At 73.0% G+C, this 13,377-nt stretch carries 10 protein-coding genes and 2 pseudogenes; 6 read left to right on the top strand and 6 right to left on the bottom strand.

The annotated features are described in order from the left end of the window. Positions 1-71: 71 nt before the first annotated feature. The 3 genes from ABZ490_RS28130 to ABZ490_RS28140 are packed head-to-tail and all read right to left on the bottom strand — an operon-like array spanning position 72 to position 2,950. On the bottom strand, positions 72-1,466 hold the full coding sequence (locus ABZ490_RS28130) for an NAD(P)/FAD-dependent oxidoreductase (RefSeq protein ID WP_358995572.1): 1,395 nt from the start codon (positions 1,464-1,466) through the stop codon (positions 72-74). Continuing rightward, a complete protein-coding gene (locus tag ABZ490_RS28135; RefSeq protein ID WP_358995574.1) occupies positions 1,459-1,758 on the bottom strand; it encodes a (2Fe-2S)-binding protein in 300 nt (99 codons plus the stop codon). The genes ABZ490_RS28130 and ABZ490_RS28135 overlap by 8 nt, the downstream gene beginning before the upstream one ends. 31 nt (positions 1,759-1,789) lie before the next feature. Continuing rightward, positions 1,790-2,950 (bottom strand): FAD-binding oxidoreductase, encoded by a 1,161-nt coding sequence (locus tag ABZ490_RS28140; RefSeq protein WP_358995577.1) that lies wholly within the window; start codon positions 2,948-2,950, stop codon positions 1,790-1,792. Between the two features lie 198 nt (positions 2,951-3,148). Between ABZ490_RS28140 and ABZ490_RS28145 the strand changes: the two genes are divergently transcribed. Then, positions 3,149-3,850, top strand: a complete 702-nt coding sequence (locus ABZ490_RS28145) for a nucleotidyltransferase domain-containing protein (RefSeq protein ID WP_358995579.1) — start codon at positions 3,149-3,151, stop codon at positions 3,848-3,850. 345 nt (positions 3,851-4,195) lie between these two features. Beyond that, complete coding sequence (locus tag ABZ490_RS28150; RefSeq protein WP_358995582.1) at positions 4,196-6,367, top strand: elongation factor G; 2,172 nt, start codon at positions 4,196-4,198, stop codon at positions 6,365-6,367. Positions 6,368-6,535: 168 nt separating this feature from the next. Here the strand turns inward: ABZ490_RS28150 and ABZ490_RS28155 are convergent, their stop codons facing one another. Further along, positions 6,536-8,404, bottom strand: a complete 1,869-nt coding sequence (locus ABZ490_RS28155) for a coagulation factor 5/8 type domain-containing protein (protein WP_358995584.1) — start codon at positions 8,402-8,404, stop codon at positions 6,536-6,538. A 277-nt stretch (positions 8,405-8,681) separates the two neighbouring features. On the opposite strand from ABZ490_RS28155, the pseudogene ABZ490_RS28160 reads away from it, so the two are divergent. Both ABZ490_RS28160 and ABZ490_RS28165 read left to right on the top strand, forming a co-directional pair. Next, positions 8,682-9,455: pseudogene (locus ABZ490_RS28160) on the top strand (extracellular solute-binding protein); the annotation flags it as partial. Between the two features lie 4 nt (positions 9,456-9,459). Continuing rightward, positions 9,460-9,624, top strand: a pseudogene (locus ABZ490_RS28165) (sugar ABC transporter permease); the annotation flags it as partial. A 110-nt stretch (positions 9,625-9,734) separates the two neighbouring features. On the opposite strand, the gene ABZ490_RS28170 reads toward ABZ490_RS28165, so the two are convergent. Both ABZ490_RS28170 and ABZ490_RS28175 read right to left on the bottom strand, forming a co-directional pair. Continuing rightward, complete coding sequence (locus ABZ490_RS28170) at positions 9,735-10,127, bottom strand: SCO5389 family protein (protein WP_358995587.1); 393 nt, start codon at positions 10,125-10,127, stop codon at positions 9,735-9,737. A gap of 84 nt (positions 10,128-10,211) precedes the next feature. Next, positions 10,212-11,159, bottom strand: coding sequence for an ATP-binding protein (locus ABZ490_RS28175; protein WP_358995590.1), 948 nt, complete (start codon positions 11,157-11,159; stop codon positions 10,212-10,214). Positions 11,160-11,316: 157 nt separating this feature from the next. Between ABZ490_RS28175 and ABZ490_RS28180 the strand changes: the two genes are divergently transcribed. Together ABZ490_RS28180 and ABZ490_RS28185 are read left to right on the top strand one after the other, a co-directional pair. Then, positions 11,317-11,859, top strand: a complete 543-nt coding sequence (locus tag ABZ490_RS28180) for a GNAT family N-acetyltransferase (RefSeq protein WP_358995593.1) — start codon at positions 11,317-11,319, stop codon at positions 11,857-11,859. Between the two features lie 14 nt (positions 11,860-11,873). Continuing rightward, positions 11,874-13,373, top strand: coding sequence for an ABC transporter substrate-binding protein (locus tag ABZ490_RS28185; protein WP_358995597.1), 1,500 nt, complete (start codon positions 11,874-11,876; stop codon positions 13,371-13,373). The last annotated feature ends 4 nt before the right edge of the window (positions 13,374-13,377 follow it).

Consider the following 13,377-nt stretch of genomic DNA (forward strand, 5'->3'; position numbering starts at 1 on the left):
CACTGGGTGGTAGGGGAGCGGCGGTGGGCGCGGTACGGCTCACCGCTCGGGCGGGGAGCGGTGCGAGCGGGTCACGGTGGGGGCGGGGGTTCGGCCAGGACCCCGAGGGGGACGGGGCGGGCCAGCAGTCTGCGGGCCGGGGCCGGAGCGCAGCCCGCCACGCCCGCCACCCCGGGTTCGCACATCCGGCCCTGGCACCAGCCCATCCCGGCCCGGGTCAGCAGCTTCACGGTACGCAGATCACCGGCGCCGAGCGAGCCCACGGCCGCACGGACCTCCCCGGCCGTGACCTCCTCGCACCGGCACACCACCGTCCCGTCGGTCACCTGCTCCGCCCAGTGGGCCGCGGGGGCGTAGGCGCCGTCGACCGCGGCGAAGAAGGCACGCAGCCGGGTTCGGGTGCGGGCCGCCGACGCCCAGCCGCCGGGGTCGGGGGCGGTGCCCCGCAGGCGGGCCGCGGCCGAGCGTCCGGCGATGTGACCCTCGGCCAGCGACAGGGCCGCGCCGCCGACGCCCGTGGCTTCGCCCGCCGCCCAGACGCCGGGGACGTCGGTGCGCTGTTCCCCGTCCACGCGCACGGTCACCCCGTCGAGACCGCAGCCGAGCCCGTCCGCGAGATCGGTGTGCGGCAGCAGTCCATGGCTGACGGCCAGGGTGTCGCAGGGGACGCGGTGGGCGCTGCCCGGCACCGGGCGCCCCTCGGAGTCGAGCGCGGCGACCGTCACGGACTCCAGGCGCTCGTCACCGTGCGCCTCCAGGACCGTATGACGGACCATCACAGGAACTCTGTGCAGGAGGAGTTGAGCGGCGTAGCCGGCGCCCTCGGCGAGCTTGGCCGGGGCTGCGGCGAGGGAACGGGCGCGGCGTCCGAAGGCCCTCGGGTCGGCCGACTCGACCAGGGCGGCCACCCTCGCGCCCGCCGCCGCGAGACCGGTCGCGACGGGCAGCAGCAGCGGGCCCGTCCCCGCCACGACCACGGTACGGCCCGGCAGCACGAGTCCGCCCTTCAGCAGCGCCTGCGCGCCTCCCGCGGTCACCACACCGGGCAGCGTCCAGCCCGGGAACGGCAGGACCCGCTCGTAGCCGCCGGTCGCCAGCAGCACCCCGTCGGCACGCAGCGCGACGGACTCCCGCTGCTCCGGACCGAGCAACGCGTGCACGGTGAAACCGGACGACTCCCCCTCCACGCACCACACATGACGCTCACTCAGATACGTGACCCGCCCGGAGGCGATGCACGCGTCCAGTCCGGCACGCAGGCGCCGCCAGGTGCGCCACTGGTGGTGGAGCGCCTCGGGACGGCGGGCGCCGAGGCCGCGCGCGGGCTGCCGGTAGAACTGGCCGCCCGGTTCCGCGGCCGAGTCGACCAGCGTCACCCGGACACCCCGCGCGGCCGCCGCCAGGGCGGCGGCCAGACCGGCCGGTCCCGCCCCGATCACCGCCATCACGGGGCTGTGGTCAGTCATCGTGGCCCGTCCCCTCCTGCGTACGGACGTCCGCGCCCGGTACGGCGGGAACCAGGCAGGCGCGCTGGTTGGGGCGGCCGTCGACGGTGACCAGGCAGTCGAAGCACACGCCGATCCCGCAGAACACCCCGCGCGGCCGGCCCTCGCCCCGGGTGCCCCGCCAGGCGGTGACACCGGCGGACCACAGCACGGCCGCGAGGGTCTGACCCGGCAGCGCCTCGACCTCACGGCCGTCGAAGGTCACCGTGAACGGTGCGCCGGGCCGGGCCCGCACCAGCCGCAGCGGGTTCAAGAGCGTGCTCCACAGGGGGACTTGTACGTGCTCACGGTGCGGCCTCCTCGATCTCGGCGAAGCGCTCGGGACGGAACGGCGTCAGGTCCAGCTCCGGGTTCTTGCCGGTCAGCGCCTGCGCGAGGAGATGACCGGTGCCGGTGGCCAGCCCGATGCCCGCGCCCTCGTGACCGCAGGCGTGGAACAGCCCCGGCACACGCGGGTCGGGCCCGATCGCGGGCAGATGGTCCGGCAGGTACGGACGGAAGCCGAGATACGTGCGCATCACCCGCACGTCCGCCAGGAAGGGGAAGAGCCGGGTCGCCCCGGCGGCGAGCGCCCGCACGACCGGAAGGGAGAACGACCGGTCGAAGCCCACCCGTTCCCGGCTCGCGCCGATCAGCACCGGCCCGGCGGCGGTGCCCTCGACGACCGGAGAGGTCTGCAACGCGGCGGAGTCGCTGGCCACGTCCGCCACATAGTCGGCGGCGTACACCTTGTGCCGTACCCGGGGTGGCAGCGGCTCGGTGACCAGCACGAACCCGCGGCGGGGGAGTACGGGCAGGGCCGCCCCAGCCATCGCCGCGATCTCACCGCCCCAGGTGCCGGCCGCGTTCACCACGGCCGGCGCGAGGAGATCGCCCCGGTCGGTGCGCACCCCGCGCACTCCGCCGTCGGCGCCGCGCAGGACGCCCGTCACGGTCCGGCCCGTCTCCAGGCGGGCGCCGGAGGCCCGCACCAGATGGGCGGCGGCCAGCGTGGGCATCACCTGGGCGTCCTGGGGATACAGGACACCACCCGCGAGACCGGGCGCCAAGTGCGGTTCGTACGCGTGGAGTTGGTCGGCACCGACGGTGACGGTCTCCACCCCGGCGGCCCGCTGGCCGGCGGCCAGGTCCGTCAGCGCGGTGAGCGACTCCGGCGTGGACGCGACGACCAGCCCGCCCTTCGGCTCGTACTCCACCGCCGCGCCCAGCGTTTCGGAGAGGTCCGCCCACAACCGCAGGGACAGCAGGGCCAGTCGGAGTTCGGGACCGGGCTCCTTGTCGGAGACGAGGAGGTTGCCCTCACCCGCACCGGTGGTGCCGCCCGCCACCGGACCGCGGTCCACCAGCACGACATCGAGCCCGGCACGGGCCGCGTACAGCGCACAGGCGGCGCCCATCATGCCGGCGCCGACGACCACCACGTCACCGCAAGGTCGCTTGGTCACCCCAGTAATATGTCACATGGCGCGGAGGTGAGGAAGAAGGCCGGCACGGGGGCCGGGGGGCGAGGCAGGAACGAGGCAGGAAGGGCGGGACGCGGTCGCCGTCGGCCGAAAAGGTGAGGTGGGCGGGGTGCGCGCCGGGGCATCATGGCGGTTCCGACGCCCGGGCACCTCGCCGGGCGCCCACCCACGGGGGCACCAGTGACCGTCAGTAACATCCTTCTGTCCGGCGTCGTCGGCTCGACCGCCTACGGCCTCGCCCACGCGGGATCCGACGTGGACCGCCTCGGCATGTTCGCCGCCCCCACCGAGGACCTGCACGGCCTGCACACGCCGAAGGAGTCCCACGTCTCCACCGCGCCCGACCGCACCCTGCACGAGGCCGCCAAGTGGTGCCGGCTGGCCCTCGGCGGCAACCCGACCGTCATGGAACTCGTCTGGCTCCCCGACGAGTTGTACGAGATCCGCACCCCCCTCGGCGACGAACTCCGCGACATCCGCACCACACTGCTCGGCTCCCGACGCGTCCGCGACGCCTACCTCGGCTACGCCACCCAGCAGTTCCGCAAACTGCAGAACCGCGGCGACGGCACACCCACCGAACAGACCACGAAGCGCATCGCCAAGCACGCCCGGCACCTCAAGCGGCTCTGCACTCAGGGCTACGAGCTGTACGCCGAGGGCCGGTTGACGATCCGCGTCGACGACCCGGAGAGCTACCACCGCTTCGGCGAACAGGTCGCCGCCGACCCCGCGGCCGCCCTGCCGCTGCTGCGCGGCTTCGAGGAGGAGTTCGCCGACACCCCGAGCGTGCTGCCCGAACAGCCCGACGAACGCGCGGCGGAGGCCTGGCTGCGTCGAGTGCGACGGCACTTCTACCCGGAGCCGGCCACACCCGCGTGAGGTAAATGCCGTGCGCGGCGCACCGACCCGCTCCTACACTCACCGCAGGCCGAGCACCGCCCACGACCGGGCCGCGGCCCACCAGCACGCACCGGCACCACCACGAACGAAGGGAGCACGGCCATGCGAGACCACACCCGCGCCGTCGCTCCCCGCGCACGCTACGAGGTGATCCTCGTGTCCCGGTCCGTCCGGTGTCCGCTGCGCGCCGGACACCGGATGCGCTGACGCCCGTCCGGGTACACCGGCGCGCCGTCCGCTCCACCGAGCCGACGGCGCGCCCCTCACACGGCATCAGCCCATCGCGCCGCCCGTTCCCCGAGAACACCCGAAAGGCCAAGGGCCGTGCGCAACAACCTCGACCGTCGTCACCTCGCCGCCGTGCGCAACCTGGGCATCCTCGCCCACGTCGACGCCGGCAAGACCACCGTCACCGAGCGGATCCTGTATGCCACCGGGACCACGCACAAGCGCGGCGAGGTCCACGACGGCACCACCGTCACCGACTTCGACCCCCAGGAGCGCGACCGCGGGATCACCATCTTCGCCGCGGCCGTCAGCTGCGACTGGAACGGCCACCGCGTCAACCTGATCGACACCCCCGGACACGTCGACTTCGCCGACGAGGTGGAGCGTGCCCTGCGGGTCCTCGACGGGGCGGTGGCGGTGTTCGACGCCGTCGCCGGCGTGGAACCGCAGAGCGAGTCGGTGTGGCGCCAGGCCGACCGGCACGGCGTACCGAGGATCGCGTTCGTCAACAAGATGGACCGCGCGGGCGCCGACCTCGACACCGCCGTCGCCTCCCTGCGCGCACGCCTGCACCCCGTCCCGCTCGTCGTCCACCTCCCCATCGGCGCCGAGGACACCTTCACCGGCGTCGTGGACCTGCTCCGCCTACGGGCCCTGACCTGGGGCGACGGCAGCGACACCGCCGTCGAAGGGGACGTACCGGAGGCGCTGCGGGAGGAGGCGCTGCGCCGGCGCCGGCTCCTGGAGGAGACGGTCGCGGAACGGCACCCGGCCGCGCTGGAGGAGTTCTGGGACCGGGAGACGCTCTCCGCCGAGACCCTCACCGCCGCCCTGCGGGACCTGACCCGCACGGGGGACGGGGTGGTCGTCCTGTGCGGATCGGCGTACCGCAACCGGGGGATCGAACCGCTGCTGGACGCCGTCGTCGACTATCTGCCGTCGCCGCTGGACGTGCCGGCGGTATGCGGGATCCGGCAGGGTGTCGACGGTGTGCGGCGCGGTCGGAGCGGGGCGACGGTCGACGGTATGCACTCTGCCGCCGACCGCATGCACCCTGCTGCCGACCGTATGCACCGTGCTGTCGACCGTATGCCGTACACCGCCGACGAGCGACGCCCCGCCGACCCCGCCGCCCCGTTCGCCGCCCTCGCCTTCAAGGTCGGCGCCACCCCCACCGGCAGGCTCACCTACCTGCGGGTGTACTCCGGAACGATCGAGAAGGGAGACCCGGTGTGGGAGTCCGGCACGGGTCGTGTCGAGCGGATCGGCCGGATCCTGCGGGTGCAGGCCGACCGGCACGCCCAGGTGGACCGGGCGGTCGCCGGGGACATCGTGGCCGTCGTCGGGCTGAAGTCGGCCCGGCCGGGCTCGACCCTCAGCGCGCCCGGGGACCCGCTGGTCCTGGAGCCGCCCGGGGTCGCCGACCCGGTCGTGTCGGTGGCGGTCGAGGCGTGCCGGAGCACCGACACCGACCGGCTGGCCTCGGCGCTCGCCCGGCTGGCGGAGGAGGATCCGTCGCTGGTCGTGCGGACCGATCCCGAGACCGGGCAGACCCTGCTGTCGGGCATGGGTGAACTGCACCTGGAGGTGGCGGTGGAGAAGATCCGCCGTTCCCTCGGGCTGGACGTCAACGTCGGCCGCCCCAGGGTGACGTACCGGGAGACGGTGGGCCGCGGGGTGTCCGGTGTGGTGTACCGGCATGTCAAACAGGACGGCGGGGCCGGGCAGTTCGCGCACGTCGTACTCGATGTGGAGGCGTCGGAGGACGGGTTCGAGTTCCGGTCGTCGGTCGTCGGCGGACGCGTGCCGCAGGAGTACGTGCGGGCCGTCGAGGCCGGCTGCCGGGACGCCCTCGCCGAGGGCCCCCTCGGCGGTCACCCGGTGACGGGGCTGCGGGTCACCCTGACCGACGGGGCGACCCATGTGAAGGACTCCTCCGACACGGCCTTCCGCACGGCGGGCCGGTTCGCGCTCCGGGAGGCGCTGCGCGCCTGCGCGATGGTCCTGCTGGAACCGGTCGTCGAGGTCACGGTCACCGTGCCCGAGGACGCCGTCGGCGGGGTCCTCGGGGACCTCGCCGCCCGACGCGGCCGGGTCACCGAATCGGTGGTCCGCGGCGGTTCGGCGGTGGTCACCGCCACCGTCCCGCTGGCGGAGCTGTTCGGCTACGCGACCCGGCTGCGCAGCCGCACCCAGGGCCGCGGCACCTTCACGGCCCGGCCGACGGGGTACGCCCCGGCACCCGCGACGGCGGCGATGACGCCGTAGGCTCCCGCCGCCGCCCTCGGAGGCTCCTGTACACGGAGCCCCCGAGGGTCCCCCGTGGAGTCGGCCGTCGACCGTCGACCGTCGGCCGTATGCGACATGCGGACGGCGGGTATGCAGGATGCGGCCTCTCGGACACCGCATCCTGCATACCGCCTGCGGGATATCCGCTCAGGGATACGACACCACCGTCGACGGCACCGTCGAGGTCCCCGACGTCGGCGCCCCGGTGTCGTTGATCACCGCCTCGTACTGGCCCTTGCCGCCCAGGGAGATCACCAGCAGGTCGTGGAACTTCACGCCCGGGGTGTTCGGGGCGGCGAAGCCGTGGTGCTGCACGATGGTGGGGTCGACGTTGTAGAAGCAGTAGCTGCCCAGGCCCCAGGCCTCGTGCGTGGTGACGTCGTCGCCGACCTTGTAGGCGGCGTAGCCCTTGACCGGGCCGTTCTGGACGGCGGCCTGGTTCGGGGCGTCGTAGGCCTTCTCGTTCTGGAAGAAGATGGTGCGGCCGCGTTGGCCGTACCACTGCACGTCGTACTTGTTGAAGTGCTCCACGAACAGTCCGGTGGCGAGCACGTCGTGGCCGTTGACGACGACGCCGTAGTCGGCGCGGTTGGTCTCCCAGCCGACGCCGTCGCCGTGGTCGGCGCGCCAGACCCAGGTGTGGTCGACGATGGTGTGCCGGTTGTTGACGACCAGGCTGGTGGTGGCCCGGCCGGCGCCCGCGCCGCCGATCCGGACGAACACGTCCTGGACGGTGGTGGGGTTGGCGGAGTGGTCGCGCCAGGCGCCGCGCGGCCCGATCTCCAGCAGGGTGGGCGAGTTGACGGGACCGGCGTCGACCAGGAAGCCCGCGAGGCGGACCCCGTCGACGTCGGCGACCTTCAGCGCGGTGACGCCGTTGTCCGGGATGAGGGTGGCGTATCCGAGGCCCAGGACGACGGTGCCGGCGCGGTCGACCCGGATCGGCCGGTCGAGGTGGTAGACGCCCGGGGTGAGCAGCAGGTGGAGGCCCTGCGCGAGGGCCTGGTTGAGGGTCGCCGCGGGGACGCCCGGCCGGGCGACGTAGAACCGGGTCAGAGGCAGGGAGGTGCCGCGCGGGGTGCCGTTGCCCCAGCTGACCCCGCGCGCGTTCGTCCGCTTGGCGGGCAGGAACACCCGGAAGGCGCCGCCGCCGTCGACGTACAGGAACGGCTTCTCGCGGGAGACGGGGGTCGTGTCGAGCGTGGTGTAGGGCGGGTCGGGGAAGCTCTGGGCGGGGGCGCCCTCGACGCCGGAGAAGACCATGTTCCAGACGCCGTTGAGCCAGCTGCCGATCGCGCTGTCCCGGGTGTACCACTGCTGCTGCGAGTACGGTCCGATCTGGCCCTCGATCCGGCTGTCGGCGATGTAGCCGCCGCTGGCCCAACCGTAGCCGGAGGGGGCGAGGTCGAGGCCGCCATGGACGTGCATCCGGCGGAAGGGGGCCGCCTGGGCGACGGCCCACCGGTTGGTGCCGTTCGCGGGGACGAGCGCGAGGTTCTCCGCCGAACGCCAGAAGTTCTGCGTGGCGTTGCCGCCGAACCAGCCGGCGTCGACCGTCACGTCCCCGTTGATGGTGGTGTCGTCGGGGGAGAGTCCGAGGCCGGCGATGGAGGTGTAGAAGCCCAGTTGGGCGTTGAGGCCGTGGTACGTGCCGGGTTTGAACAGCAACGCGTGCCGTCCGGTGCCGAATTGGGCGGACTCCTGCTGCCGGAACACTTCGTCGAGTCGGGCCTGGATGTCCGGGGTGGACGGGTCGAAGACCAGGACGTTCGGGCCGAGGTCGCCGCCACCCGGGAGGAGGCGGGGGCGCGGGGCCGACGAGGTGGGGGGAGCGGCCGCGGCCGGTACGGCCGACACCCCGGCGAGGGCGGGCGCGACCGCGGCGGCCGCCGCGAGGACCGCTCTGCGGCGCGGAGCGGCAGGTTCTCCGGGGGACGGCGTGGTGGACTGCGTGACGGACTGTGCGGGGGAAAGCTCGGTGGCCGGCTCGGTGGACTGGTCTGGGGTGTGGGTCATGGGCGGCTCTCCTCGGTGGGGCGGCTCGGGCGGCTCGTGGCGAACGGCTGACACACGGGACGGAAGCGGCTGATTCAGGAAGTGAACGGCGGCACTCTTGAGAGCGCTCTCTCGTCGCTGAATGCTTCAACTACCCGAACACTCACGTCAAGTGGTGGCGCGCGAGTTCCCCGAGCGATGCCGCACCTCTTGACGCCTCCCTCGTCCGCGGTTTAACTCACGTCTTAAATTAAATCATGAGTACAGGGGGTCGACCCATGCGCATCATCAGAGCCGCGGGTCGAACGACTCGCCCAAGTCGCTGACGTACTGGGCCTCCCAGCAGGGCGCGAGCATCGAGATCGACCAGAAGGTGCTGCGGCCCGAACTCGACAAGTTCGAGAAGCGGACCGGGATCGAGGTGAAACTGGAGGTCGTCCCCTGGTCGGACCTCCTCAACCGGATCCTCACGGCGGCGACTTCGGGGCAGGGCCCCGATGTGCTGAACATCGGCAACACCTGGTCGGCCTCGCTCCAGGCCACCGGCGCGCTGCTGCCGTGGGACCGGCCGAACCTCGCGGAGATCGGCGGCAAGGACCGGTTCGTCGACTCCGCCCTCGGCTCCACCGGCGCCGAGGGCAAGGACCCGGCCGCCGTCCCCCTGTACTCGATGGCATACGCGCTCTACTACAACAAGCAGACCCTCGCCGACGCCGGAATCAGTCGACCACCCGCCACCTGGGCGGAGTTGGTGGCCGACGGCAAGAAGATCCGCGCGACGGGCAAGCAGGTCCTCGGCGCCGAGGGAGCCAACCTCTCCGAGAACGTCCACCACGTCTTCGTCTTCGCCCAGCAGCACGGCGCCGAGTTCTTCACCGCCGACGGCAGACCCGACTTCACCTCGGACGGTGTCGTCGCCGCGATCAAGCAGTACGCCGACCTCATAGCGAAGGGCAAAGCCGTCCCGCCCGGCAGCGCCGAGTACGCGCAGAACCAGTCCGTCAGCGACTTCGCCAAGGGCCGTACCGCGATGCTCCTGTGGCAGTCCGCCTCCGCCAACCTCGCCTCCCAGGCGCATCCGCGACTGGGGCGCCGCCCCCTGGTCCGGCGTCGACAACTACCGGGCGTCGGTGGACTATGACGCCCCCGTCGGCGAGGCACTCCTCCACTCCTTGCTGGTCACCGTCGCGTTCACCGTCGTGTCCGTCGCCCTGTGCTGGCTGATCGGCACCACGGCCGCGCCAAGGCGTACAAGGAACTGCGCCCTTGGTGCGACATCCCCGGGGCGGTGAGCGAACCACGCCTGCCGGACTGGGGGTTGTGACGCCGGAGCGCGCCCCCTGTCTGCCGGTCAGCAGTCCCGCAGTTCCGCCGACTGGTTCAGTACCTGTGCCCGGGTCGAGGTGAAGCGGGCGTACGTCTGTCCGTCCCGCGCCTCCGGGCGGAAGGCCGCCACCCGGTGGCAGTTCTGGAAGGCGAGGGCCACGCCGAAGTGGCGCTCCAGGCTGCCGCGGATCGCGTCGCTGGCGAGGGCGCGCAGCAGCTGGCCGCGCTCCTGCTCGGACGGCGGCGGGGTCTGGTTGTCGGTGAACTCGGCGATGCCGGCGTGCAGTCGGACGGAGAGGGACTCCACGAGGTCGTAGGCGTACGGCAGTGAGGTGCGGACGGTGTCGACGAAGTCCGCCTCGCGGATGTCACCGGCTTCGGCCTCGGCGAGGAGCTTCGGAGAGACGTCGAGAGACATGGGTGTCCTGTTTCTGTCGTGGGGGAGGGAAGCGCGGGGAAGGGAGATGGCTGCCGGGTTGGTCACGGGGCGGTCACGGGGTGGTCAGACGAGGGACGCGGGACCGGGGACGAACTCCGGGTCCACCTGGGCCGACAGGTCCTGGCCCGTCGCCGTGTCCGCCCAGGCGCGGGCGTTGCGCAGATGGAACTCGACGGCGTGCCGGTGCAGGGTCGTCCAGTCCTTGGGACGGGCGTCGACCGTCTCGCGCAGGACGGTGAGCGCGTGCCGGTTGTCCGCCTCCAACTCGCCCTGGGCTGTGCCACGTTCGGCGGAGCGGACCCAGGGGGAGAGGGTCAGGTGGGTGAGGAGGTCGTCGCCCACCTGCTCCTTGAGGAACAGCAGGTCGTCCTCGCCGGTCACCTTGTTGCCGACCACGGCGAGCGGGATGCCGAACTCGGCGGCGTGGTCACGGTACTGCCGGTACACGGAGACGCCCCTGCGGGTGGGTTCGGCCACCAGGAACGTCATGTCGAAGCGGGTGAACAGGCCGGAGGCGAAGGCGTCGGCGCCCGCGGTCATGTCGACGACGACGTACTCGCCGGGGCCGTCGACGAGATGCCCGAGGTAGAGCTCGACGGCGCCGAGTTTGGAGTGGTAGCAGGCCACCCCCAGATCGCTCTCGTCGAACGCGCCGGTGACCATCAGCGGTACACCGCCGACCCGTTGGACGTGACGGGTGTGCAACGCGTCGTCGCCCAGCAGTCGCAGCAGGCGTGAACCCCGGCCCGGCGGGGTGGTCTTCACCATCGCCTCGCGGGACGTGATCCGCGGGTTGGTGCCGCGCAGGAGGTCCTTGATCTCACCCGTGTGCGCGGCCAGGGGAGGAGCGGTGAACGGGCCGGCGCCGGGGTCGAGCGCCTCGGCCAGGTGCTGGTTGATGTCGCCGTCGACGGCCAGCACAGGCGCACCCGACCGTGCCAGCTCGCGGGCGAACAGCGCCGACAGCGTGGTCTTGCCGCTGCCGCCCTTGCCGACGAACGCGATGCGCATCTAGCGGCCCGCCGTTTTGAAAATGAATGTCATGTGCCTAGATTTAGGGCCCGATCGTGATCACTGTCAAGTCGGCGGGGCGGGGCGGTGGTGGCGTGTCGGGGTGGTCGGGAGTGGGGTGATCATCGGCAGTCGTCTTAATGCATATGATGTGCAGGTGCGTGACTACTGCATAAGGCCCGCGGGGCCCGACGACCTCGACGGTGCCCGAGCCGTCATGCTCGACACCGTCTACCGCGACTTCGGCACCGGATACGTCCCCCGCTGGCACGGCGACATCATCGACCCGGCCGCCGCCTACCTCGCCCCGGTCCGCCACACCCTGCTCGTGGCGCTGGACGGCGCCGACGGAGAAGTCGTGGGCACCGCCGCGCTGGACTCCCGCGGACCCGCACACCCGCCGAACCCGAGACAGGTCGCCGCACGCTTCCCGTCCGGCGCGAGCGCGCAGTTGCGCCGGGTCTACGTACGCCCCGAGCACCGGCGGCGCGGACTCGCCCGCCGGCTCGTCACAGAACTCCTCGCCTTCGCCGCCGCCGACGGCGGATACCGCTCCGCCTATCTGCACACCGACCCGGCCGTCGAGGGAGCCGAGGGCTTCTGGCGGTCGCTGGGCAAGGTCGTGCACGACGAACGCGAGGACCCCGGCGGCCAGCGGATCGTCCACTTCGAGGTCCCCCTGCCCTCCCTCACCCGCTAGGTCGTTCCCCCCCCATGCGCCCTCCCCGCCGCCCCCGCCTCCTCACCGCGTTCCTCCTCGCGCCGCTGCTCACCGGCTGCTTCGCCTCCACCGGTGACGCCGGAGGGGCGGCCGACGGCAAGGACGGCGCGCGGCTGCGCGTCGCCCTCGCCTTCCCGCCCACCGAGAACCTCTCCCCGTACGGCGCCGACGCCACGATCCTCAGCCGCCTCGGCGTGACCGAGGGCCTGACCGCCCTCGACGCCAACGGCGCCGCGGCACCCGCGCTCGCCTCCTCCTGGCGCCGGGAGAACGACCGGACCTGGCTGTTCACCCTGCGCGAGGCCGTCTTCCAGGACGGCACGGAGGTCACCCCCGCCGCCGTGGTCACCGCCCTCACCCGCGCCGGCCGCGCCGCGCCCGCCCCGGCCGCCCTGTCCGGCGTCACCCTCACGGCCCGGGCGCAGGGTGCGACCGGCGTACGGATCACCACGACCGCACCCGACCCCGCACTGCCGCTACGGCTGGCCGGCCCCGGCCTCGCCGTCCTCGCCCCGAAGGCCTACGCCGACGAGGACACCGTCGACCCGGTCGGCACCGCCACCGGCCCCTTCACCCTCACCGGGGTCGACGGCACCACCTCCGCCACCCTCGACCGCTTCGACGACCACTGGGCGGGCCGCGCCCAGGCCTCCGGCATCGACGCCCGCTTCATCGCCGACGGCACCGCCCGCGCCAACGCCCTGCGCACCGGACAGATCGACATCGCCGAGGCGATACCCGTCTCCCAGGCCGCCGCGCTCGACACCGACAGCCGCCGCGAGACCGCCACCACCCGCACCACCAGCCTGCTCCTCAACACCGAGTCGGGCCCGTTCACGAACCCCGCACTGCGCGCCGCGGCCCGTGCCGCCGTCGACACCGACGCGCTCGCCGAAGGCGTCTACGAGGGGCACGCCGACCCCGGCGCAGGGCTGTTCGGCCCCGCCGTCACCTGGGCGGAGGCCAAACGGATCGCGCCCACCGGACGCGCGAAGGCCGGGCGGCCCGACGGGGCCTCCCTCACCCTCGCCACCTACGACAACCGGCCCGAACTCCCCGAATTCGCCCAGGTGTTGAAGCAGCAGCTGGAGAGCGCCGGGTTCACCGTGAAGCTGGAGGTGCGCGCGTACGCGCGACTGGAGGGCGACGCGCTCGCCGGGAGGTTCGACGCCGTCGTCGGCGCCCGCAACAGCCTCCTCGACACCGGCGACCCGGTCTCCCTGCTCGCGAGCGACTTCACCTGCGACGGCGGCTACAACCTGGCCCTGCTGTGCGACACCGACGTCGACCGGGCCGTCGAGCGGGCCCAAGCCGTCGTCGACACCGGCGAACGGCAGGACGCCGCCCTGGCCGCCGAGGCCGTGATCCTCGCGACCGACGCCGTCGTCCCCCTGGTCCACCAGCGGGTCGTCACCGGGGTTGCGGACACCGTCGGCGGGGTGCTCCTCGACCCGTACGAGCGCACCCTGGTCGGCACCGGCACCCGGCGCTGAACCG

Origin of the sequence: Streptomyces sp. NPDC005811 (assembly GCF_040630405.1) — a bacterium.
Classification (GTDB): Bacteria; Actinomycetota; Actinomycetes; order Streptomycetales; family Streptomycetaceae; genus Streptomyces.